This window comes from Microbispora amethystogenes (genome assembly GCF_016863015.1).
Lineage (GTDB): Bacteria > Actinomycetota > Actinomycetes > Streptosporangiales > Streptosporangiaceae > Microbispora > Microbispora amethystogenes.
In genome coordinates this window covers 1-22,722 of record NZ_BOOB01000067.1, presented here as the reverse complement: position 1 = coordinate 22,722, position 22,722 = coordinate 1, and the positions used below count along the sequence as shown (strand labels likewise).

At 72.0% G+C, this 22,722-nt stretch carries 18 protein-coding genes; 15 read left to right on the top strand and 3 right to left on the bottom strand.

Annotated elements, in window-relative coordinates; all coding sequences use genetic code 11:
• Positions 1 to 248 precede the first annotated feature (248 nt).
• Positions 249 to 989: a dienelactone hydrolase family protein gene (locus Mam01_RS34315; RefSeq protein ID WP_204289418.1), complete on the top strand. Its 741-nt coding sequence runs from the start codon at positions 249 to 251 to the stop codon at positions 987 to 989.
• 77 nt (positions 990 to 1,066) lie between these two features.
• Here Mam01_RS34315 and Mam01_RS34310 read toward each other — a convergent pair whose 3' ends face one another.
• Together Mam01_RS34310 and Mam01_RS34305 are read right to left on the bottom strand one after the other, a co-directional pair.
• Positions 1,067 to 2,350, bottom strand: a complete 1,284-nt coding sequence (locus Mam01_RS34310; RefSeq protein ID WP_204289417.1) for an MFS transporter — start codon at positions 2,348 to 2,350, stop codon at positions 1,067 to 1,069.
• A gap of 13 nt (positions 2,351 to 2,363) precedes the next feature.
• The gene (locus Mam01_RS34305) at positions 2,364 to 3,620 is read right to left on the bottom strand and encodes an ATP-grasp domain-containing protein (protein ID WP_204289416.1); all 1,257 of its coding nucleotides are present in this window, start codon (positions 3,618 to 3,620) and stop codon (positions 2,364 to 2,366) included.
• Between the two features lie 501 nt (positions 3,621 to 4,121).
• Between Mam01_RS34305 and asnB the strand changes: the two genes are divergently transcribed.
• The 10 genes from asnB to Mam01_RS34255 all read left to right on the top strand — a co-directional run bounded on the left by asnB (position 4,122) and on the right by Mam01_RS34255 (position 17,937).
• Positions 4,122 to 5,990, top strand: a complete 1,869-nt coding sequence (asnB, locus tag Mam01_RS34300) for an asparagine synthase (glutamine-hydrolyzing) (RefSeq protein ID WP_204289415.1) — start codon at positions 4,122 to 4,124, stop codon at positions 5,988 to 5,990.
• Positions 5,991 to 6,047: 57 nt separating this feature from the next.
• Positions 6,048 to 6,926 carry a TauD/TfdA dioxygenase family protein gene (locus tag Mam01_RS34295; RefSeq protein ID WP_204289411.1) on the top strand — a complete coding sequence of 293 codons (879 nt, stop codon included), beginning with the start codon at positions 6,048 to 6,050 and terminating at the stop codon, positions 6,924 to 6,926.
• The gene (locus Mam01_RS34290) at positions 6,923 to 8,599 is read left to right on the top strand and encodes a GMC family oxidoreductase (RefSeq protein WP_204289409.1); all 1,677 of its coding nucleotides are present in this window, start codon (positions 6,923 to 6,925) and stop codon (positions 8,597 to 8,599) included. Before Mam01_RS34295 ends, Mam01_RS34290 begins: the two co-directional genes overlap by 4 nt.
• A complete protein-coding gene (locus Mam01_RS34285; RefSeq protein ID WP_204289407.1) occupies positions 8,596 to 9,852 on the top strand; it encodes an ATP-grasp domain-containing protein in 1,257 nt (418 codons plus the stop codon). Before Mam01_RS34290 ends, Mam01_RS34285 begins: the two co-directional genes overlap by 4 nt.
• 28 nt (positions 9,853 to 9,880) lie before the next feature.
• A complete protein-coding gene (locus Mam01_RS34280) occupies positions 9,881 to 11,248 on the top strand; it encodes a DUF8614 domain-containing protein (RefSeq protein WP_204289405.1) in 1,368 nt (455 codons plus the stop codon).
• Positions 11,249 to 11,288: 40 nt separating this feature from the next.
• Entirely contained in the window at positions 11,289 to 11,984 is a 696-nt protein-coding gene (locus Mam01_RS34275; RefSeq protein ID WP_204289403.1) for a class I SAM-dependent methyltransferase, read from the top strand.
• A gap of 15 nt (positions 11,985 to 11,999) precedes the next feature.
• The gene (locus Mam01_RS34270; RefSeq protein WP_204289401.1) at positions 12,000 to 13,289 is read left to right on the top strand and encodes a diaminopimelate decarboxylase; all 1,290 of its coding nucleotides are present in this window, start codon (positions 12,000 to 12,002) and stop codon (positions 13,287 to 13,289) included.
• Positions 13,286 to 14,122, top strand: coding sequence for a 2,3,4,5-tetrahydropyridine-2,6-dicarboxylate N-succinyltransferase (locus tag Mam01_RS34265; RefSeq protein WP_204289399.1), 837 nt, complete (start codon positions 13,286 to 13,288; stop codon positions 14,120 to 14,122). The genes Mam01_RS34270 and Mam01_RS34265 overlap by 4 nt, the downstream gene beginning before the upstream one ends.
• Positions 14,119 to 16,947 carry a M20/M25/M40 family metallo-hydrolase gene (locus tag Mam01_RS34260; RefSeq protein ID WP_204289396.1) on the top strand — a complete coding sequence of 943 codons (2,829 nt, stop codon included), beginning with the start codon at positions 14,119 to 14,121 and terminating at the stop codon, positions 16,945 to 16,947. The genes Mam01_RS34265 and Mam01_RS34260 overlap by 4 nt, the downstream gene beginning before the upstream one ends.
• Positions 16,948 to 17,025: 78 nt before the next feature.
• A complete protein-coding gene (locus Mam01_RS34255; protein WP_204289389.1) occupies positions 17,026 to 17,937 on the top strand; it encodes an RNA polymerase sigma-70 factor in 912 nt (303 codons plus the stop codon).
• Between the two features lie 115 nt (positions 17,938 to 18,052).
• Here the strand turns inward: Mam01_RS34255 and Mam01_RS34250 are convergent, their stop codons facing one another.
• Positions 18,053 to 18,994, bottom strand: coding sequence for an SDR family oxidoreductase (locus Mam01_RS34250; protein WP_204289387.1), 942 nt, complete (start codon positions 18,992 to 18,994; stop codon positions 18,053 to 18,055).
• A gap of 390 nt (positions 18,995 to 19,384) precedes the next feature.
• Here Mam01_RS34250 and Mam01_RS34245 point away from each other — a divergent pair, with 390 nt between their 5' ends.
• From Mam01_RS34245 to Mam01_RS34230, 4 genes are all read left to right on the top strand, one after another.
• Complete coding sequence (locus tag Mam01_RS34245; RefSeq protein ID WP_111701102.1) at positions 19,385 to 19,588, top strand: cold-shock protein; 204 nt, start codon at positions 19,385 to 19,387, stop codon at positions 19,586 to 19,588.
• A 159-nt stretch (positions 19,589 to 19,747) separates the two neighbouring features.
• Positions 19,748 to 20,251, top strand: coding sequence for a hypothetical protein (locus tag Mam01_RS34240; RefSeq protein WP_204289385.1), 504 nt, complete (start codon positions 19,748 to 19,750; stop codon positions 20,249 to 20,251).
• A 45-nt stretch (positions 20,252 to 20,296) separates the two neighbouring features.
• On the top strand, positions 20,297 to 21,730 hold the full coding sequence (locus tag Mam01_RS34235; RefSeq protein WP_204289377.1) for an AAA family ATPase: 1,434 nt from the start codon (positions 20,297 to 20,299) through the stop codon (positions 21,728 to 21,730).
• A gap of 344 nt (positions 21,731 to 22,074) precedes the next feature.
• Positions 22,075 to 22,722, top strand: a 648-nt coding sequence (locus tag Mam01_RS34230; RefSeq protein ID WP_204289375.1) for an RICIN domain-containing protein, incomplete at its 3' end; no start/stop codon positions are given.

Genomic DNA, 22,722 nt, shown 5'->3' with positions numbered 1-22,722 from the left:
TCGTCCCCGTGCCCCCGGCCCCTGTAGCCCTGGGGCTGTCAGCGGTGGGTGGGAAGCAGTTGGGCGGGATGGTGCCGGGCTGATAGCGTGCGGATGATCGTGACAGGCCGCGAGGAGGTGAGACCCATGAACGTTGTGTCGATGGGGTGCTCCCTCTCGTCATCACGGTCGGCGGGCGAATAACACAGGAGTCGCCGGGAGCGCCTGGACAACAAGCACTCCCGGAAAGCGACAACCTAATGCGTTCTGTGCATTTCACTTCGGAAGAAACGTCGAACGGCGTCATCGCGCGTGAGTTCACCGTGGGCGAGGTCCCCGGCATGCTCTGGTCGCCCGAATCCGGCTCCGGCCGCGCGCCGCTGGTGCTGCTGGGGCACGGCGGCGGCCAGGACAGCAGGTCGCCGGGCATGGCCGGCCGCGCGGCCCTCCTCGTGGGCGACGGCGGTTTCCACGTCGCCGCCATCGACGCACCGGGTCACGGCGGCAGGCCCCGTACGGCGGACGACGAGCGGGAGATCGCCGCGCTCCGGCGGGCGATGGCGGCGGGCGAGCCGGTCGGCCCGATCGTCGTGTCCTTCAACGCCGGTATCGCCAGGCGTGCCGTGCCCGAGTGGCGGGCGGTCCTCGACGCCCTTCAGGAACTGCCGGAGATCGGCGCCGAGGGGCCGGTCGGCTACTACGGCGTGAGCATGGGCACCGCGATCGGGCTGCCGTTGACGGCGGCCGAGCCCAGGATCACCGCGGCGGTGCTGGGTCTCTTCTGCTACGACGAGGCCCTGGCCGAGGCGGCGGGGCGGATCACGGTGCCGGTCGAGTTCGCGCTCCAGTGGGACGACGAGATCATCCCTCGTGAATCCGGGCTCGCGTTGTTCGACGCGCTGGCCTCGAAGGAGAAGACGCTGCACGCCAACGCGGGCGGGCACCACGAGGTGCCGAGGTTCGAGGCCGACAGCGCGGTCCGGTTCTTCGCCCGGCACCTGCGCGGGTAGCCACGTCACCGGCCTGAGGTGACGGGGATCGGCGACCGGCCGCCGGTCGGTCGCCGATCCAGCTCCCGCTTCCGCCGTCAGTTGAGGTCGGTGGCGGGGCGGGGCGTCGCCCGCGCGGCGGGGGCGATCTCGTGGGGCGGCGTACGGACCCCGAACCACATGGCGGAGAACCCGGCCACGCCGAGCCCGGCGCACATGAGCCAGACGAGCGCGCCGTCGTGCTGGAAGAGGGCCGTGCCCACGGCGGGTCCCACCGCGTACCCGATGGTGTGGCAGGCGGCGAAGGCGCCGATGTATCGGCTGCGCAGGTGTCCCGGCGCGGCCAGCGCCGGATAGGCGTTGGACGACGGCGCGCTGACGATCTCGCCCATGGTCCACACCAGCGCGGCGGCGAAGAGCAGCCAGACGCCGGCCGTGACGCCGAACAACGCGAGCCCTCCGCCGATCAGCAGCGTCCCCACCGAGATCGCCGTCCGCATCGGCAGCCTCTGGACGTACGGCGTGAGCGGAAGTTCGAGCAGGATGACCAGGGCGCCGTTCAGGGCGACGACGGCGCCGTAGACCGCGGTGGGCAGGCCCCGGTCCCTGATCTCCAGCGGGAGGACGGCCTGATACTGCACCTCGGCGAAGGCCGTCGCGAACATCGCGGCGAGGACGAGGAGATAACGGCGGTCCCGCAGGACCGCGCGATAGCCGCCGCGCGCCCTGTCCCCGTGCCGTACGGCGTGCGCCGCCTCGCGCCCGGGCCGGCCTCCCGGCAGCACGACCATCGCCGCCACCGCGAAGACCACACTCGTGATCGCGTCCGCGAGGAAGACCGCGCGGTAGCCGAAGCCGGCCAGCCACACTCCCAGCAGCGGGGCGAGGGTCGCGCCGATGTTGAGCCCCAGGCGGCTCGCCGCCGTGGTGATCACCAGCCGCCGCGGCGGGGTCAGCTCCGACAGCATCGTCGTGGAGGCCGGCCGGTAGAGCTGGGTGACCGCGCCGATCGCCAGGCTGATCCCCAGCAGCGGCAGGTAGCCGGTCACGAAGCCGACGGTTCCGACGCCCACGCCGGACAGCGCCATCGACGTGACGATCACGTTCCGCGCCCCGAACCGGTCGGTCGCGGCGCCGCCCGCCACCACCCCGGCGATCGAGCCGAGGCCGAACGCCGTGAGCGCGCCGCCCGCCTCGGCCGGGCGGTAGCCGAGCCCGGTGACGTAGAGCACCAGGAAGAGCGAGACGAAGCTGCCCATCCGGTTGACGGCGGTCCCGCAGAGCAGGGCGAGCACGGGAGGGGGCAGTTCGCGCAGCGTCCGCAGCACGCCGGCGCGTTCGTCCCCCCGCGGCGCCGCGACTGGGGGCTGGTCCTCGGACACGTGCTCACTCCTCTCAGACGGAGACGGTCTCCCGGGCGGCGTGCGGGGGGTCGCCCTCGAACCGCGCGGCCCGCTCGGCCCGGTCGAGCACCTCGTCGCACTCCTCCGGCGTACGGCCGCGGGCGATGAGGAAGCCGTACCGGGCGATCGCGCCGTCGGGCGGCAGGATCAGCGGTGTCCCCGGGGCGGCGACCGCCACCGACGCCAGCAGGCCCGCCTCGGGATCGGGCTCCGGCATCTCCACCCGCCGCGCCACACAGGTCTCCGGCGGGTAGAGGAACCGGATGCCGACCGCGCCGGCGCCGTGCGCGGTCACGTCGGGCCGCACCCCGAGCGCGAGGTCGGCCGCGACGACCCCGGAGTCGACGCCGTTGGCCAGCAGCCCGAGATAGGGGATGAGATCGCCGCCGAGCCGGCCGTTCACCTCGATCAGCGCGTAGCCCTCGGAGGTCAGCTTGACCTCGGTGTGGGTCGTGCCGTGGGTGTAGCCGAGGGCTTGGTGCGTGTCCGCCAGCAGGCGCAGCAGGTCCGCGTCCCGCAGCAGCGGCTCGTCGGCCAGCACGACGTGCCCGGTCTCCTCGAAGTACGGCTCGCCGCCGAGGCGCTTGCGGGCGATCAGGTAGGGGAGGTACTCGCCGTCGTGCACCGCCGCGTCGACGCTGATCTCGGGCCCGGCGAGGAACTGCTCCAGCAGGACCTCGTCGTGGCCGCGCATCCCGCTCTGGCGGGCCGTACGGCTGACGCCGACCGCCCAGCCGAGTTCGGCCTCGCCGGTGACCTTCACGACCCCCTGGCTCGCGCCGAGGCCGCGAGGCTTCGCCACCAGGGGGAACCCGATGCGCCCGGCCGCCGCCTCGGCCTCCTCCGGGGTCGCGACGAGCGCGTGCCGGGGCTGCCTGATCCCCGCCCGGTCGAGCAGCCGCCGCGTGGTCGGCTTGTCCCGTACGGCGGTCACGGCCTCGGGGGCGGGCCCGGGCAGGCCGAGTTCGGCCGCCACCCGGGCGGCGGCCTCGATCACCGCCTCGTGGTAGCTGATCACGCCACGGACGGGGGTCCGCGCGGCCAGCTTCCGGGCCGCGGCGACGACCTCCTCCGGATCGAAGACGTCGACGACCGTGCTGCCCGCGATGTACGGGGTCTGCCAGGAGGGTTGTTCCGTCTCGAAGAGCCAGACCGGCCCGCCGCGCTGTGCGATCGAGGCCAGGAGGTACTCCCTGTAGTGCGGAAACCCACTTGCCATGACAAGGAGCACTCCGTCGGAGTTCGCCATGTCTTCTCCCTGTGGTAGCGGCGTCGAGCGGGCATGCGGACACCACCGGCGTGTTATCCGCGAAGCCCACGATACGAGGACAATACGTACCGGGAGAATAACCGTCGCATTTCCGCTTCCGGTAGGACCGTAATAAATCTAACAACCAGGGCCTGAGCTGCCATAACACCTCGCACTTACGGCCCCGTCCGACCGGACGGTAACTTCACCATCCTTATATCGGTATTGTGCGAAGTTTGTGTGACGTGCGTCACTTCGGAGCCCTATTGCAGCCGCTTGTCCGGTACGTATACTTCCGAACGGTGTCATCGTTTTAAGTGGTAAGTACCCGTCCACCTCAGGTGGCCGGCGACAGGTGATTAGTCAACGATATTTCCGGCAATCCTCAGCTCTTCTATCCGATCGCTCTTCCTGCCTGCACGGCGTCTCTTTATTCCGGTAAACCGCCGGCCGCGTTCGCGGCCGGCCTTCACCCGAATTAACGAGTAAGGAAATCATCGATTGAGTGGATTCGTTGGCTGGATGGATTTCGGGCGCGATCTCGGCGCACAGGAAGACGTCCTCCACGCGATGGCCGACACCATGCAGCACCGCGGTCCCGACGCGAAGGGGCTCTGGCTGTCGCGGCACGCGGCGCTCGGGCACCGGAGGCTCGCGATCGGCGACGCGGTGGGTGACACGGCGGGTGACGCGAGGGGTGATGCGAGGGGTGAGGCGAGGCGCGATGCGGCGGGCGGCGGCGCCCAGCCCCTGACGGCGGAGATCGGCGGCGAGACGGTGGCCGTCGTCCACGCCGGAGAGATCTACAACGCGGCCGAGCTCGGCGGCGGGTCCGCCGAGGAGGTGCTGCTGCGCTCCTACCTCCGCTGGGGCGACCGGCTCGCCGAACGGCTCGACGGGATGGGCGCCTTCGCCGTCTGGGACGGCAGGTCGCGGCGGCTGCTGCTGGGCCGCGACCGCATGGGCCTCAAGCCCCTGTACTACTTCGCGTACCCGGGCGGGATCCTGTTCGCCTCGGAGCCGAAGGGCATCATGGCCAACCCGCTGTTCGAGGCGCGCCTCGACCCGGCGGCCCTGCCGATCCTCCTGCAGCCGCGTCTCACCCTGCCCGGCGAGACGCCGCTGGCGGGGCTGCGCGAGGTCCCGCCCGGCCACGTCGTCACCTGGTCGGAGGACGGCCCGTCGCCGCGCCGCTACTGGCGGCTGTCCAGTGAGCCGCACCCGCACTCGTTCGAGGAGACCACCCGCCACGTGCGCGAGCTCCTGGAGGACGCGGTCGCCCGGCAGATCCCCGCCTCGGGGCCGTGCGCGGCCATGCTGTCGGGCGGCGTCGACTCGACCTCGGTCGCGGCGCTCGCCGTCCGCGCCCTGGCGGCCCGCGACGGCAGCCGTCTCGACACCTTCTGCGTCCGGTTCGAGAGCGACTCCGCGCACTTCTCCCCGACGGAGCTGCGGCCCGAGGTGGACGCGCCGTACGCGGCGGCCGCGGCCGAGTTCATGGGCAGCCGCCACCACACCGTCACCGTCGGCCTGCGCGACCTGCTGGACGCCGTCCCGGCCACCCGCCGCGCCCGCGACCTGCCGGGCTGGGGGCAGTTCGACGCCTCGATGTACGTGCTCTTCCGAGAGATGCGGGAGATCGGCCCGGTCGCGATGTCGGGTGAGGCCGCCGACGAGATCTTCGGCGGATATCCGTACTTCTTCAAGCCGGAGCTCGTCCACGGCGACGGGTTCCCTTGGATGGGCGACGGACCCCGGCTCACCGACTACCTCTCACCGGAGGTGCGGGCCATGGCCGACCCGGTGGAGGACGAGCGCGCCCGGCTCTCCCAGCTCCTCTCGGAGGTGCCGCGCCTGCCCGGCGAGGACCCGGAGAACGCGCGCATGCGCGAGGTGCTCCACCTGGGCATGTCCGGGCCGCTCGCGGTCGTCCTCGACCGCAAGGAGCGCATGAGCATGGCGTCCGGCCTGGAGGTGCGCATCCCGTTCTGCGACCACCGGCTCGTCGAGTACGTCTGGAACGTGCCCTGGTCGATGAAGTCCCGGGGCGGGCTGAAGGGCCTGCTGAAGGCGGCCATGGCCGACCTGCTGCCGCCCGGCACCCTGAACCGGCGGAAGAGCGCCTATCCCCATGTGCACAACCCGGAATACGACCACGCGCTCATCGAGGAGGCGACCTGGATCGTGGGCGACGAGCGCTCTCCGATCGGCCGGATGTTCGACCGGCCGCGCCTCGCGGAGTTCATCCGCGGGATCGCCGCCGACCGGCTCCGGCCGGACCTGCCCGGCGGGACGAGCGCGCCGCACATGCTCATCCAGCTCGTCGAGATGCGCAGGTGGATCGAGGACTACCAGGTGTCGCTCGGCTGACCACCGTGGCGACGTGAACGCGACGTAGAACGCAGGCAACACCGAGGGAGCTGCGCCATGCTCGAACTGGTCCCCATCACCGACTCCATCGGCACCGAGGTCCGCGGCGTCGACGTCACCGGCGACATCTCGGCCCGCGACTTCGACCGCATCTACCAGGCCTGGATCGACACCTGCCTCCTGCTGTTCCGCGGCCAGAAGATGACCCCGGACCAGCAGATCGCACTCACCAGGCGCTTCGGTGAGATCACGACCTACACCCGCTCGGAGTTCAACGAGCCCGACCACCCCGAGATCCTCGTGCTGTCGAACATCACCCGGGACGGCAAGCCCATCGGGTCGGCTTACAGCGGCCGCGTCTGGCACAGCGACGGCCACTACCTCTCCGACCCGCCGGCCGGGACCATGCTCTACGCGCTCGAGGTCCCGCCGGAGGGCGGCGACACCTGGTTCGCCAACATGATGGCGGCGTACGAAGCCCTGCCGGCCGCCATGAAGGAGCGGATCGACGACCTCAAGGTCGTCATCAGCCGGGTGCAGTCGCGGCCGTACAACTATCCCGACCGTCCGGCGCCGACGCCGGAGGAGCGGGCGGCGTGGGTGGACATGCGCCACCCGATCGTGCGCCGCCACGAGGTGAGCGGCCGCAACGCCCTCTACAGCGGCGGCAACGTCCCGTGGCGCATCGAGGGGATGCCGGAGGTGGAAAGCGCCCCGCTCGTCACCTTCCTGCAGGAGTTCTCGGTCCAGCCGCGCTTCACCTACTGCCACCGATGGCAGCCGGGCGACATCCTGCTGTGGGACAACCGCAGCGCGATGCACCGGGCCACCCCCTACGACTACGCGGCCTATCGCCGCCTCATGCACCGCACGACGATCGCCGGGCACCTCTCCACAGGCAGCCCGGTGCCGGTCGGCGAGGCCATCGCCTCATGAAGACGTACGACTTCGTGATCGTCGGGGCCGGGGCGGCGGGCTGCGTGCTCGCCGGCCGGCTGACCGAGGACCCGTCCGTCAGCGTGCTCCTCCTGGAGGCGGGGCACGAGCGGCGCAGCCCGCTGCTGTCGATCCCCGCCGCCGAGACCATCCTGATGGGCAACCCCAAGTACGACTGGTGCTTCGAGACAGCCCCCGACCCCACCATCGACGGCCGCAGCGTGCGCATCCCGCGCGGGCGCCTGCTCGGCGGCTCGAACGCGATCAACGGCATGATCTACGTACGGGGCCAGGCGGAGGACTACGACGACTGGGAGCGGCTCGGCAACCCCGGCTGGTCCTGGGCCGGCGTCCTGCCCCACTTCCGCAGCCTGGAACGCGTGACCGGGATCGGCGGGGAGACGCGCGGCCGGGACGGGCTGATCGCCGTCGGGCCGCCGCGCGACCGCGACGAACTGTGCGACGTCTTCCTCGCCGCGGCGGCCAAGGCGGGCTACCCCGCCAACCCCGACTACAACTCCGGCGACCAGGAGGGCTTCGGCTACTACCAGGTCAACCACGACGGCGGACGGCGGTCGTCGGCGCTCGGGACCTACCTGAAGCTCGCCCGGCTCCGGCCGAACCTCACCCTCCTCACCCGGGCCCACGTCACCGGCCTGCGGTTCGACGGCGCCCGCTGCACCGGCGTGACGTACGTCCGGGACGGCGAGGTGGAGCGGGCCGACTGTGCGAAGGAGGTGATCGTCAGCGCCGGCGCGGTGCAGTCTCCCCAGCTCCTGGAACTCTCCGGGATCGGCTCCCGCGACGTGCTCGGCGGCCTCGGCATCCCGGTCGTGCGCCACCTGCCGGGGGTCGGCGAGAACTTCCGCGACCACTTCGCGGCCCGCCTGCGGTGGCGGGTGCGGCGGCCGATCACCTTCAACGAGCGCAGCCGCGGGCTCGCGCTGGCGCGGGAGGTCGCCACCTACCTGACCTCCCGCCGGGGCCTGCTCAGCCTGCCGATCGCGCTCGGCTTCGGCTTCGTCCGCTCCTCGCCGGACGAGACGCGGCCGGACATCCAGTTCCACTTCGCGCCGGCCAGCTACGGCCCCGGGTCGAGCAGGCGGCTCGACACCGCTCCCGGCATGACGCTCGGCGTCTATCCGCTGCGCCCGGAGTCGTCCGGGTCCATCCACATCCGCTCGCGCGACCCGATGGCCCCGCCCGAGATCCGCCCGCGCTTCCTGGAGTCGGGCATGGATCGTTCCCGCCTGATCGCCGGGATCAGGATCGCCCGGGAGATCGTGGAGAGCGCGGTGCTCGACCCGTACCGGGGGGACGAGCTCACGCCGGGCAGCGGCGTGCGGACCGACGACGAACTCCTCGCCTACGCCCGCGCCCACGGCGACACCTCCTATCACCCCGCCGGCACGTGCCGGATGGGCGAGGACCCCATGGCGGTGGTCGACCACCGGCTGCGGGTGCACGGGGTGGAGGGGCTGCGGGTGGTGGACGCGTCCGTCATGCCGACGCTGGTCTCCGGCAACACGAACGCCGCGAGCCTGATGATCGCCGAGAAGGGCGCGGCGATGATCCTGGCCGACCACGGGCGCGGCGGCCCGCACTCCACTGGCGAGCGCCCGGGCACGGCGGACGAGCGCCCCGGCCCCCACGTCACGAAGGACGCGACATGAGCACACCACGGCCGGTCCTGGTCATCGTCGACGGCTACTCGTCCGGCTCCCAGCTGCCGGGGGTGATGGCCGAGCACGGGTGGGACTGCGTGCACGTTCGGGCGTCGGCGAGCCTGCCCGAGTACTTCCGGGCCACCTACCGGCCCGGCGACTACCTCGCCGAGTTCGAGAACGACGGGGACGTCGAGGCACTCGCCCGCGAGGTCGGCGCGTACCGGCCGGCGGCCGTGCTGCCGGGCACGGAGAGCGGCGTCGTCGTCGCCGACCTCCTCGCGGCCGCGCTCGGCCTGCCGGGCAACGACCCGTCGTCCAGCGCCGCCCGGCGCGACAAGTACGAGATGCACAACCGCCTGATCGGCGCGGGCCTGCCCGCCATGGACCACTACCTGGCGCACGACTATGACGGGCTCCTCGCCTGGGCCAAGGCCGGCGCCTGGCCCGTCGTCGTGAAGCCGCCGGCGAGCGCCGGCACCGACTCCGTCACCTTCTGCGCCGGCGAGGGCGAGCTGGAGGAGACCTTCCACCGCCTGCACGGCGCGGTGAACCAGCTCGGTGAGCGCAACGACGCCGTGCTCGCGCAGCGGCTGCTGTCGGGCCAGGAGTACTTCATCAACGGGATCAGCGGCGACGGGCGGCACGTCGTCACCGAGATCTGGCGGACCGACAAGGTTCCGGTGCCCGGGGCGGGCCTGATCTACGACCGCAGCGTCCTGTTCGACCCGGTCGACCCGGAGATGAAGCCGGTCGTCGACTACGTGAAGGCGGTCCTCGACGCCCTGGGCGTCCGGTACGGCGCCCACCACACGGAACTGATGGTCACCGACCGGGGGCCGATCCTGATCGAGTGCGCCTCGCGCCTGTCCGGCGGGCTCAACCGGCCCGCCGCCAACCACGCGGTGGGCGCGAGCATGCTCGATCTCGCCGCCCGCCTGGTCGTGGAGGGCGAGGCGTTCGCCGCCCGGCTCGCCGACGAGCAGAAGGGCCTGCACGCCCCGCTGTGGCAGGTCCAGTTCATCTCCGCCCAGTCGGGGGTGGTGACCCGGTCCTGCTACGAGGAACTGCTGGCGACCCTGGAGAGCACCACCTGGATCCAGCGGGCGCCGAAGGCCGGTGACACCGTCACGCGGACCACCGACCTCTACTCGAGCCCCGGCATCGTCTTCATGAGCCACCCGGACCCCGAGGTCCTGCGGGCCGACCACCAGACCGTACGGCGATGGGAACGCGAGGGCCGGCTGTTCACGACCGGCTGACGCGCAGACACAGGATGGGAGTGCAACGGTGACCGAGCAGCCCCCGGCTGATCGCTTCGACTACCCGGCCAACCTCGCCAGGGCGACGACCTACGGCGACCACCGCAACGCGTTCTGGCCGCCGGCCGACCGCTACGAGCTGCGGCGGCTCGACCTCTCGGACGGCGCCCCCGACCTCGGGCCGGGCTTCCTCCGCGACCTGGCCGCGCTCGGCGCGGCCGTGGAGGAGGAGTGGCGCACCGTCAAGATCGTGGGCGCCCCCGCCCGCACCCGGCTCCCCGACCCGGTGCCCGTCGCCGAGGCGATGCGCCGGATCGGCGAGCACCTGCCCGGAGAGGTGGACCGCCGGGCGCTCGCCCTGCGGGCGGACGCCGTCCATTACGGCTACACCGACGCCATCCTCCAGGAGCTCGTGGGCGTCGAGGAGGACGTCGCCGTCGTCGCCGGCCCGATCTCCACCTGGTACGGCAAGGACCTGCGGGGGCTGCCGACCGCGTTCGCCTGCCGCCGTGATCCGGACCGCCAGGCCGACGTGACCGAGGCCCTGACCTACCAGGAGGACGTCGCGAAGTATCTCGCCCGGCTGCACGCCGACCTGCGGCTCGGCGACGTGCCGGCGTTCGCGGCGACCCGGCTGTTCTTCATGGCGGGGGAGGGCGCGCTCCACCCGAAGCACATCGCCTACTTCCTCCCGGAGGACGAGGGGGTGAAGCGCTCGCCGTTCAAGAAGACGTACTACTTCGGCAACACCCACAGGGCGATGGTCGAGGGCTTCTCCGGGCCGCTCGCGGCGCGGCACCTCGACCTGGGCGAGCCGTACGAGCCGGGCGGGGAGCGCTTCGCGCGGATCCCGGCGCTCGGCGTGTTCGGCCACGAGCTGGGGCACTGCGTGCGCCGCCCGGCCACCGCCTACAAGGAGCTGAACGCCGCCGACCGCTGGGCGTCGGTCGTCCTCCAGGAGGTCGCGGCCGACGTCTTCGGCATCCTGATCCTCGCGGACGTGTGGGCGCCCCGCATGGACCTGTCCGGCGCCGACGCCGTCACCTACTACCTGGGGGAGTGCCTGAGGTACGTCGACCGCGGCCTCGGTCACTTCCCCGACAGCGACGGCATGTTCCTGCAGTTGTCCTACTTCGTCCAGCTCGGCGCGCTCACCCTCGAGGACGGCCGCCTGAAGGGCGACCCGGAGGTCGTCCTGGCGGGGCTGCGCTCACTCGCCCGGGTCCTCGCCGACGCGCTGCTCGCCGGCCGTGGGGAGCCCGCCGTCGCGTTGTACGGCGCCTTCGGCCCGGCGAACGCCGCGCCCCTGCTGCCCCTGATCGAGGAGATGCGCTCGCGTCCCTTCCGTTCCGTCGACTACCTGCAGGAGCACCTCCACGCCCGCGGCGACGCCTGACCAAGACGCCTGACCAGACGCCTGACCAAGGAGAACGCACATGACCCAGACCCGACAGGCGCTCGACGCGGTGCGTGAGTACTACTGCACGCAGCGCGAGGTCGGCGGGGCCGAGGCCACCATCTATGACATATGGGAGAGCGGCGGCGCGTACAACGACTCCATCACCCCCTCCACGTACGTCCCCGAATACCGCTCGCACATGGTCCTCAAGATCCTGTCGCTGACCTCGGACGGCTCCGGCGTCTTCTCCCTCGGCTGCGGCAACGGCTTCGTCGAGGCCGACCTCGTGCACTGCGAGCGCAAGGTCAGGGCGATGGACTACAACGAGGAGGCGGTGCGGCTGACCCGGCAGAAGGGCGTCGACGCCTTCACCGCCGACTACTTCGCGCTGACGGCGGGCGACGTGGGCGACGCCGAGGCGGTCTACGCCGACGGCCTGCTCGGCCACCTCTTCGACCCCGTGGAGGAACTGCGGCCCGCCCTCGGCAAGCTGGAGAGCCTGGGCCTGCGGTCCGGGACGCGCCTGGTCTTCTCCAACGACGCGCCGCGCGACCGGAACGTCGCCTTCGCCCCGCACGAGCGGGTCGAGGGCTTCTGGTTCGTCTCGAAGGACTACCTGCAGGACACCCTGTCGGCGTTCGGGTTCGAGTCGATGGAGAGCTACTACTTCCCCTACCTGCGGCCCATCAGCGGCATGCGCAACCGCACCATCTGCGTCGCGCGGGTGCCGTGACCGAGGGAGACCAGCGTGCCGATCTCTGACGGGTTCGCCCGCAAGCTCCTGCCCGTGCTCCCGGACGTCGTGGCCGCGTACGGCACGCCGTTCCACATCTACGACGCCCAGGGGATCATCGAGACGTACCGGGGGATGGTGGACGCCTTCCGGGGTGAGCCCTACCGCCAGTACTTCGCCGTGAAGGCCCTGCCGAACCCCGTGATCCTCTCCCTGCTGCACCGGGAGGGCAGCGGGCTCGACTGCGCGTCCCCGATCGAGCTTGAGATGGCCGCCCGCGTCGGTGCGACCGGCGACGAGGTGGTCTTCACCTCCAACAACACCCGGCTCATCGAGTATCGCGCCGCCCTGGAGGCGGGGGCGCTCATCACCTTCGACGACCGGTCGTTCCTCGGCAAGGCGGACGTCCTGCCGGAGACGGTGGCGTTCCGCGCCTCGCCCAACGGGCTCGCGGCGGGCTCGTCGCTGATGGGCGACCCGACCGGGTCCAAGTTCGGCGTGCCCCTGGACGAGCTTCCCGACGCCTACCGCGAGGCCCGGCGGCGCGGCGTTACCCGGTTCGGCATCCACGGCATGACCTGCGCCAACGAGCTGGACGTCGACCGGGCCATCCGGGCGGCGGTGGACGTCGTCGAGCTGGGCGCGCACGTGGCCGAGGCCGCCGGCGTCGACGTCGAGTACGTCAACGTGGGCGGCGGCCTCGGCATCCCCTACCGCCCCGAGGACAAACCGCTCAGCTTCACGGCGTACGCCGACGCGATCGTGGCCGCGCGCCGCCGGTGCTTCCCGCGGCGGGCCCCGCGCATCCTCATGGAGTGCGGACGGTTCGTCACCGGGCCCCACGGCGTGCTGGTGACCCGGGTGGTCAACCGCTGCCGCAAGGGCCGCGAGATCGTCGGCGTCGACGCGTCGATGTCCGCGCTCATGCGCCCCGCGATGTACGGCGCGTACCACCACGTCAGCCTGCCCTTCGCCCGGGGACGGGAGCGGTCGCGGTTCGACGTGGTCGGCTCGCTCTGCGAGAACATGGACAAGTTCGCGATCGACCGGATGCTGCCCGATCCGCGCGAGGGGGACATCGCCCTCGTCCACGACACCGGAGCCCACGGGCACGCCATGGGCTTCACCTACAACGGCCGGCTGCGGCCGGCCGAGCTGATGATGACGCCCGGCGGCGACGTCGTCGAGATCCGCCGCGCCGAGACCGTCGACGACTACCTGGCCACGGCCCGCCGGCAGCCGGAGCCGGTGCTGAGCGCGCCGGCCGGCCTGCCGGACCACGAGCACGAGGGACGAGACCAATGAAGCCGATGAGCCACGCCGTGGTGGAGGCCGCCTGGGAACGGCGGGCCGAGCTGACCGAGGCCGAACTGGCGGCCCTCGCCCCGGAGATCGAGGCCGGTCTCGGGGCGCTCGACCGCGGCGAGCTGCGCGCCGCCCGCCCCCTGGGCGAGGAGTGGGTCGTGGACACCTTCGTCAAGAAGCTGATCCTGCTGTCGTTCCTGACCGGCCGCAGCGAGATGGCCGAGGCGGGCTCCGGCCGCCCCCGGACCTTCGACAAGGTGCCCCTGAAGTTCGAGACCTGGAAGGAATCCGACTTCGAGGAGGCGAGGATCAGGGTCGTCCCCGGCGCCGTCGTCCGCTTCGGGGCGTACGTCGCACCGGGCGCCGTGCTGATGCCCTGCTTCGTGAACGTCGGCGCGTACGTCGGCGCGGGCACCATGATCGACACCTGGGCGACGGTCGGCTCCTGCGCGCAGGTCGGCGCGCGGTGCCACATCTCCGGCGGCGCCGGCCTCGGCGGCGTGCTGGAGCCGATCGGGGACGACCCGGTCGTCGTCGAGGACGACGTCTTCGTCGGCGCCCGCAGCGAGATCGCCGAAGGCGTGCGGGTGCGCCGCGGCGCGGTCGTCGGGATGGGCGTCTACCTGGGCCGCTCGACCCCGATCGTCGACCGGGCCACGGGCGAGGTGAGCTACGGCGAGGTGCCCGAAAACGCCGTGGTGATCCCCGGCGCCCGCACCGACCCCCGACGGCCCGGCCTCTCGACGTACGCGGCGGTGATCGTCAAGTACGCCGACGAGCGGACCCGGGGCAAGACCGCGCTCAACGACCTCGTACGGGACCTGGACCGGTGACGACCGCCCGGAGCGCGTTCGCCCTGCTGCGCGACCTGCTCGACGGCGTTCCCCCGCCGGCCGGCCGCGAACAGGTGCGGCTCCACCTCGGCGAGTCGCGGCTCGTGACGCCCCCGCTCCCGCCCGGCCTCCTGGACGACGCCGAGGCGTGGACCCGCTATCCGCCGCTCGGCGGCACCCCCGAACTGCGGGCCGCCTACCGGGGCTGGCTGGAGCGCCGCTTCGGCGTACGGTCCGGGGTGGACGACGAGACGATCGCGATCGAGCCGACCCCCGGCACCAAGCAGGCCGTCGCGGCCGCCGTCGCCCTCGCCGTCGGGTTCACCAGGGCACGGGCCCGCTGCAACGGGGAGACGCCCACGGTCGTCATGCCCAACCCCTTCTACCCGACGTACCTCGCGGGAGCCGAGGCGGCGGGCGCCCGGCCGGAGTTCTTCGCCGGGGCCGACGGTGCGGCGGCGGTCGCGGCGGCCGTGGACGCCGCGCGTTCCCCGGTCGCCGCCCTGATCGTGTGCAACCCCGGGAACCCGGGAGGGGAGATCCTGCCGGAGGAGGCCCTCGGCGAGATCACGAAGATCGCCGCCATGGCCGACGCGCTGCTCGTCGTCGACGAGTGTTACACCGACCTGTCCACCGGCCGCGAACCCCCGGGCTATCTCTCGCTGGTGGAGCGTGGCACGGTCGCGCCCGGACGGTTCCTGGTGCTGCACAGCCTGTCGAAGCGGTCGGCGGCGCCGGGGCTGCGCAGCGGCTTCGTCGCGGGCGACCCCGCCACGGTCGCGGCGTACGCCGCCCACAACCGGGCCTGCGGGGTCTCCAGCCCGCTGCCCGTCTGCGCGGCCGCCGCCGCGCTGTGGTCCGACGACGCCCACGTGGCCCGGCTGCGGTCCGCGCTCGCCCGCAACTGGGACCTGGCCGACGAGATCCTCGGCGGACGCCCCGGTTCCCAGGGGCAACCGGGCTCCCAGGGGCACCCCGGCTCTGACGGGTTCTCGGGCTCCCACGGGTTCTCGGGCTCCGGCGGACTCTCGGGCTCCGGCGGGCTGCCCGGCTATCGCAGGGCCGAGGCGGGCTTCTTCCTGTGGCTGCCGGTGGCCGACGACGAGGCGGCGGCCCGGGACCTGTGGCGCGACCAGGGCCTGTCCGTCATGCCGGGCCGCTATCTCGCGGCCGAGGGGCCGGACGGCGTGAACCCGGGCGCCGGGCACCTGCGCGTCGCCCTCGTCCACGAGGAGACGGTCACGCGCGAGGCGCTCACCCGGCTGCGCGACGGCCTCACCCATGGCGGCCATCTCGTACGCGGCGGTCAGTTGCCAGGCGACGGCCATCCGATGCACGGCGGCCGTCTCGTACGCGCCGGGCTCGTGAGCGGCGGGCTCGCATCGGCCGCCGGTCCCGGCCAGGGCGGGGAGGCGGCGGTGGTGACGCCGCGGGCGGCGGAGGCCGCCTCTCAGAAGGCCCCCTCACAGGAGGCCGCCTGGCCTTCACCGGACGAGCCGTCCCCTGCGGTGGCGACGGCCACGGCGATCGCGCAGCGGCTGATCAGGTTTCCCACGGTCAATCCGCCGGGCGACGAGGCCGACTGCGTCGGCTGGATCCGCGACCTGCTGGACGCCGCCGGGCTGCAGACGCGGCTGCTCGCGGCGGACCCGCGCCGCCCGAACCTCGTCGCCCGGCTGCCCGGCCGGGGCGCCGAACCGCCGCTGCTGCTCCAGGCGCACGCCGACGTCGTCCCGGTGGAGGGGCAGCCCTGGACCCGTCCGCCGTTCGCCGGGGAGATCGTCGGCGGAGAGCTGTGGGGGCGCGGGGCCGTCGACATGAAGGGCCAGCTCGCGATGATGCTGGCGGCGCTGCTGCGCATGCGGGCGGCGGGCGAGGAGCCGCCCGGCGACGTCATCCTCGCCGTCGTCCCCGACGAGGAGGCCGGGAGCACGGTGGGGGCGCGCTTCCTCGTGGGCCGGCACCCGGAGCTGTTCGCCGGGGTCAGGCAGGCGATCGGCGAGGACGGCGGCGCCGAGCTGGGGCTCGGCGCGTACGCCCGCGTCCATCCCGTCGTGGTGGGGGAGAAGCGCACCTGCTGGGTGAGGGTGACCCTGCGCGGGCCGGGCGGGCACGCCTCCCGGGTCCCGTCCGCCGACGGCGCCGTACGCAAACTCGCCCGGCTGCTCGACGCGATCTCCGGCGGCGGCCTCGGCGTCCGGCTCACCCCGGTCGTCGACCACATGCTCGGCGAGCTGGCGCGGGCGCTGCCACCCGAGGCCGGCCGCGCGGTCGAGGCGTTCCGGGCCGACCCCGGGAACCCCGGCCCGCTGGTGGGGCTGGGCGACACGGCCTCCCGCTATCTCCAGTCGCTCGTCCGGCACACCGTCACCGCCACCGTGCTGCGCGGCGGCACGGTGACGAACGTGCACCCGTCCGAGATCACGGTCGAGCTCGACGGACGGCTGCTGCCCGGCGACTTCTCGACGGAGGACTTCCTCGCCGAGCTGCGTGCCCTGGCCGGGTGCGAGATGGAGATCGAGATGCTCGTGGAGGGGGAGAAGAGCCCGCCACCGCGACTCGGCGGCTTCTACGACCGGCTCGCCGGAGTGCTCAAAGAGAGGGACCCGGGCGGCGTCCCGGTCCCCGTGATCACGCCCGCCTCGACCGACGCGCGGGTCTTCCGCGGGCTCGGCATCGAGTGCTACGGCTGGATGCCGCTGCTGCACGGGCCCGAGGTCGTCTACCGCGACCGCCTCCACTGCCCCGACGAGCGCGTCTCGGTGCGGGCGCTGGAGTTCGGCGCCGACTGCTTCCACGCGTTGCTCAGGGGCCCCTGGAGCTGACGGATCCCGGTCGAAGCCGCGAGATGGGCGAGTGAAAGGCTGGGCGGGTCCATCGCCGGCGGAACGGGAGCCATCGTCATGGGGGACACCGGATCGGGGAGACACCTCAGCGAGGTGGATCTCGACCAGGCGGCGGCCGTGTTCCAGAGCGTGCGGCCCCGCCTGTTCGGGATCGCGTACCGGATGCTGGGCAGTTCCGCCGAGGCCGAAGACCTGCTGCAGGACGTCTGGATGCGCTGGCAGGCCTACGACCGCGACACGGTGGCCGAACCGGGAGCGTTCCTGGCGACGGTGACCACCCGCCTCGCCATCAACGTCCTGCAGTCCGCCCGGGTCCGCCGCGAGACGTACGTGGGACCGTGGCTCCCCGAACCCGTCGACACCCGCGACGACCCCCACCTCGGCGCCGAGCGGGGCGAGGCCCTGGGCTTCGCGGTCCTGCTCCTGCTGGAGCGGCTCACCCCCACCGAACGCGCGGCCTACGTGCTGCGCGAGGCGTTCGACTACCCCTACCGGCAGATCGCCGAGATCATCCAGGCCAGTGAGGCGGCGGTGCGGCAACTGGTCAGCAGGGCCCGCAAGCACCTCGCCTCGGAGCGCCGGGCGCCGGTGTCCAAGGCCGAGCAGCGCAGGCTGCTCGGCGCCTTCGTCACCGCCGCCCGTTCCGGCGACCTCGCCGCGCTGGAGCGGATCCTCGCCGCGGACGTGGTCAGCTACTCCGACGGCGGCGGCGCGGTCCGCGCCTCCCGCATCCCCGTGATCGGCGCGCCGCGGGTCGCGAAGTACGTCAGGGCGTTCGCGGACCGGTTCTGGGCCGGGGCCGAGGTGGAGTGGGCCGACGTCAACGGGCAGGCGGCGGCCGTGCTGCGCCGCGACGGCGAGGTGTTCACGGTGCTCACCGTCGACGCCTCCGACGAGGGCATCGGCCAGGTGCTGTGGATGATGAACCCCGCCAAGATCGCCGCATTCTCCGCCCCGGACGCCGGATGACCCGGGCGGGTGCCGGGCGGCGATCCGGATGGCGGCCCGGTCGGGCGAGCGCGGGCCAAGTCAGGCGGCGCAGGTCGGAGGTGCAGATCAGGCGGCCCAGATCAGGGGGCACAGCTCAGGCGGGGAACTCGACCCCGGCCAGCCGCTCCGAGACGTCCCACAGGCGGGCCGCGTCGGAATCGACCCGGACCGACCTGTAGAGGGGCAGCTCCGTGGGGCCGCCCGTGAACTGGCCGATGCCGTCGGGGCCGTAGAGACGGCCGCCCCGGGCATCCGGGCTGGTGGCGGCGTACAGGGCGGGCAGCAGTCCGGCGTCGACCGGCTGCACGAACAGGCCCCACCGCAGGAGCCGCCGCATGATCCGCTCGTACGGCGCGGAGCGGGCGCGGCCGAGGTTCGGTCCGGACGCGTAGAGGTTGGTGAGGGTCGTGCCGGGATGGGCGACGTTGCTCACGATGCCCCACCCGCCTGCCCTGCTGCGCCGGTCCAGTTCGAGCCCGAAGAGAAGGTTGGCCAGCTTCGACCGGCCGTACGAGCGGACCGGCGAATACTTCCGTTCGCTCTGCGGGTCGGCCCAGTCGATCTTCGCCGAGCGGGCGGCGCTGCTGGTCATGGTGGTGACCCGCGCTCCGCGCAGGCGTAGCAGCGGCAGGAGCCGTGCCACCAGCGCGAAATGACCGATGTGGTTGGTGCCGAACTGCAACTCCAGGCCGTCCGCGGTGGTGTGCCGGGCGGCGGGAGCCATCACACCCGCGTTGTTGATCAGGATGTCGATCGGGCGCGCCTCGCGCCGAAGGGCGTCGGCGAGCTTCGCGACCGACTCCAGCGAGGCCAGGTCGAGCTCACGAGTGGAGATCACCGCCTCCGGTGCGGCCGAGTGGATCTTCTGGAGCGCGGAGGCGCCCTTGGCGACGTCGCGGACCGGCAGCACCACCTCGGCTCCAGCCCGGGCCAGGCGCGTGGCCAGGCCGAGCCCGATACCGTCGCTGCCCCCGGTCACCACGGCCAGCTTCCCGCTCAAGTCAGGTACTTCCATTGCGAACCCCCTGGTCGCCATGCGTTCCGTCCTGCTGAGCAAAGACAGGACGACCTCCCCGTCTGTGACGCGTATGACAGTCGTCACAGATCGGAGAGCCCTCCCTCGCGCACGAGCACGTCTGACCGGCGGCACGGCAGCGGCACCGGGCGTGCCTTCGGGCGGTGGACGGGCACGGGATGAGGGGCGCGTACGGGGTTTTGCGAAAGGGGGGCGCGCGAACCGCGTCGCGGCGTGTAGTGTCGTAGTCAGAGGTTGTGTCGAAGTACCAGTATGCGTTGAAGCGCCTGCTGAGTAGTGACAGCGGGCGTTGCCGTTCGGAGCCGAGGCTTTCCCGAGGCGGTCGGTCGCAGCAGCCCGAGGGATCACACCCGTGACCTCTCGAGATCGTCTCATGAAGGAGAAAGCAGTATGGCCCAGGGAACCGTCAAGTGGTTCAACGCCGAGAAGGGCTTCGGCTTCATCGCCCCCGACGACGGCACTCCGGACGTCTTCGTCCACTACTCGGCCATCGACAGCCGCGGCTACCGCTCGCTGGAGGAGAACCAGCGCGTCGAGTACACCGCCGGCCAGGGCGCCAAGGGCCCGCAGGCCGAGCAGGTTCGGCCGCTCTAAGCAGCGTTTCACACCGGCGATGCCGGGCCCACTGAGGTGAGGCCCGCATCCGACGGCATCAGGCCCCGGGCTCCTCGCGGAGTCCCGGGGCCTTCGTCATTCGGTGAAGCGGCACCGTGAGGGCAAGCCCTCAACGAGGCGGTCCCGTACGATTCGCTGGTGATCGAGAAGGCGGGGAGAGACCGGGCCGGTCGCCGGGCGTGGCCGTGGATGACCCTGGCGGTGATCCTCTCAGCGGTGCCGTTCATGCTCATGGCCATGACCGCGCGCGGCGGCATCGACTACCTGCCGCTCGTCTCCTTCGCGTGGCGTTTCATCGGAGTCGACGCGCGCTACCTGCTCGCGCTGGATCTCCTCGTGCTGGGCGTCCTGCCGCTGCTCGCCCTGTCGGCGGCCGGCTTCTCCTGGCTGTGGTGGCGAACGGGCACAGCCGGCGCCGTGCTATTCGGCCTCATGGCCGTGGTCAACCTGGTGGTCTTCGTGGACGAACGCCCGTGGCCGTTCACCCCTGCGGACGTCAGCGCGGGCAGCCAACCGGACTGGACCAGCGGCGGCCCGGCTCCATGGGCCCCACCGCTGCTCGCCGCCATCGCCTGCGCCGCCGGTGCCATCTCCATGTCCGTGGGCTCCCGCCGCGTACGAGCGAACCGGCACCGACAGTGAAGTACGTATGAGTCAACCGTAGTTCGCTCAAGTACACTTTGACATGTGCGTAAGCCGCAGCATGTGTTCGACCGGGAGCGAGAGTGGGCGGGTCTGGTCTCGTTCGCTTCTGATGCGAGCCCGGGAGCTCGGCTCGGCGTGGTGAGCGGCCGCCGCCGCCAAGGGAAGAGCTACCTCCTCCAGGCCCTGGCGAGCAGCATGGGCGGCATCTACTTCCCCGCGCTCGAGGTGACGGAGGCGGTGGCGTTGCGCCTCTTCGCGGACGAACTGGTCAGGTTCACCGGCGCTCCTGTTCCGCCCTTCCGCGACTGGATCGACGCCATCCCCTACCTTTTCGGGGCCGTACGGGATCGGCCGGTGCCTGTGGTGCTGGACGAGTTTCCGTACCTCGTCAAGGCGTCTCCGGAGCTTCCCTCGATCATCCAGCGAGAGCTGGGCCCTGGCGGCTCGGGAGCCGGCAGCATGGCCAGGGTGCTGCTCTGCGGTTCGGCGATGTCCGTGATGGGCGGGTTGTTGTCCGGTACGGCTCCGCTCCGCGGACGCGCGGGACTGGAGATGCTCGTCAGGCCCTTCGACTACCGCCAGGCCGCCCGCTTCTGGGGGATCGGCGACCCGCGTCTGGCGGTCCAGGTCCACGCGGTGGTGGGCGGGACGCCGGCCTACCGGAATGAGTTCGTCCGCGGCGACATCCCGGCCGGACCGGCGGATTTCGACGACTGGGTGATCCGATCGGTGCTGAACGCCGAGGTCCCGTTGTTCAGGGAGGCCCGCTACCTTCTGGCGGAGGAGACGGAGATTCGCGACCCGTCGCTCTACCACTCCGTCCTCGCCGCCGTCGCCGACGGAAACACGACGTCAGGGGGGATCGCCGGCTACGTGGGGCGAAAGTCCAACGAGATCGCGCACCCGCTCCGCGTCCTGGAAGACAGCCATCTCCTGGTCAAGGAACGCGATCTCTTCCGGCCGAACCGGAGCCACTACCGGGTGGCCGAACCGCTCATCACGTTCTATCAAGCGATCATGGTCAGGGAGTGGGCGCGGCTGGAGCGCGGGGACGCGGCGACGGTGTGGCGGGGCAGCAGGGCACGCTTCCTGTCGCAGGTCGTCGGCCCCCACGTCGAGGTGCTCTGCCGCGAGTACGCCCTGGACGCCGATCCGGCGGCCGGTGAGGTGGGGAGCGGAGTCGTACCCGATCCCGCCAACCGCACGCAGATCGAGGTCGATGTCGCCGTTCTGGCGCCCGCGGATCACGGACGCCCGCGACGGGTTCTCTCGCTGGGCGAGGTCAAGTGGGACAGGCTCATGGGAGCCGAGCATGTGGCCCGGCTCCGTCGTGCGCGCGATCTGCTCACGGCCAAGGGGTACGACACGCGCGACACGGTGCTCACGTGTTGTTCGGGCGCCGGATTCACGGCGGAACTCGGCGCTGAACCAGGGAGCGACGTGCGCCTGATCACCCTTGACGACCTCTACGCTTGACCTGGTCTTGAGCAGGCCTCTTGCCGCCCCTGAGATGGCCTTCGGCAGGCCCCGGCAAGGCCGTCACCGGCATGGTGCGCGGGTGAAAGTTTCATCACGAGGCTGTCACGCGTACTGTGCGGGCCGGGCCGGTAACGCCAGATAGACGCGCTCCCGAAGGCCGGAGCGCCGCCGGAGCGTTCGGACGGCCTCTTGACGCCACCCGGTGCGCCCTAGTTTGCTCCGCCATTAACCACCGACATTGACGCCTGGCGACGCGACCTCTCGTGCCATAGAAAATGTTAGCGCTAACAGTTTCCCGTAAGACGCAAGCCTCCGCCTCGACCCACCCTCAGGAGTAGACCATGCATTCACCCCCCATCCGTTCGGCCGCCGGCCGGTGGCGTTCCCATGTCACCGTGGCGGCGCGTGTGTCCGCCGCGCTGGTGACGGTGCTGGCCGCGGCGCTTGTGTCGGCGGGGCCCGCGTCGGCGGCGGCGGCGCCGCTGGTGGGCGTCGGGTCGGGCCGATGCCTCGACGTGGTGGGCAACACCGACGCGCAGGGAACCGGTCTGCAGATCTACGACTGCAACGGCCAGGCCAACCAGGCGTTCGAGTTCACCTCGTCCGGTGATCTGCGGACGTTCAACGGCACACGGTGCGTGGACGCCTACGGTCAGGGCACCGCGAACGGCACCAAGGTGGTCATCTGGTCCTGCAACGGCCAGGCCAACCAGAAGTGGCGCCTGAACTCCGACGGGACGATCACGGGCGTGCAGTCGGGCCTGTGCCTGGACGTGAGCAACTACGGCACGACCAACGGGTCCCCCGTCTACCTGTGGACCTGCCACGGCGGGACCAACCAGAAGTGGACCACCTCCGGAGGCGGCCCGACCCAGTCGCCGTCCGCGACGCCGACCGCGACGCCGACCACGACGCCGACCGGCACGTGCAACCTGCCGTCGTCGTACCGCTGGACCTCGACGGGCGCGCTGGCGCAGCCGAAGTCCGGG

Coding starts and splice junctions, on each gene's coding strand:
- Mam01_RS34305 (WP_204289416.1), bottom strand. CDS start 3,620: ATGGCGAACTCCGACGGAGTGCTCCTTGTCATGGCAAGTGGGTTTCCG.
- Mam01_RS34295 (WP_204289411.1), top strand. CDS start 6,048: ATGCTCGAACTGGTCCCCATCACCGACTCCATCGGCACCGAGGTCCGC.
- Mam01_RS34290 (WP_204289409.1), top strand. CDS start 6,923: ATGAAGACGTACGACTTCGTGATCGTCGGGGCCGGGGCGGCGGGCTGC.
- Mam01_RS34285 (WP_204289407.1), top strand. CDS start 8,596: ATGAGCACACCACGGCCGGTCCTGGTCATCGTCGACGGCTACTCGTCC.
- Mam01_RS34275 (WP_204289403.1), top strand. CDS start 11,289: ATGACCCAGACCCGACAGGCGCTCGACGCGGTGCGTGAGTACTACTGC.
- Mam01_RS34265 (WP_204289399.1), top strand. CDS start 13,286: ATGAAGCCGATGAGCCACGCCGTGGTGGAGGCCGCCTGGGAACGGCGG.
- Mam01_RS34255 (WP_204289389.1), top strand. CDS start 17,026: ATGGGGGACACCGGATCGGGGAGACACCTCAGCGAGGTGGATCTCGAC.
- Mam01_RS34250 (WP_204289387.1), bottom strand. CDS start 18,994: ATGGCGACCAGGGGGTTCGCAATGGAAGTACCTGACTTGAGCGGGAAG.
- Mam01_RS34245 (WP_111701102.1), top strand. CDS start 19,385: ATGGCCCAGGGAACCGTCAAGTGGTTCAACGCCGAGAAGGGCTTCGGC.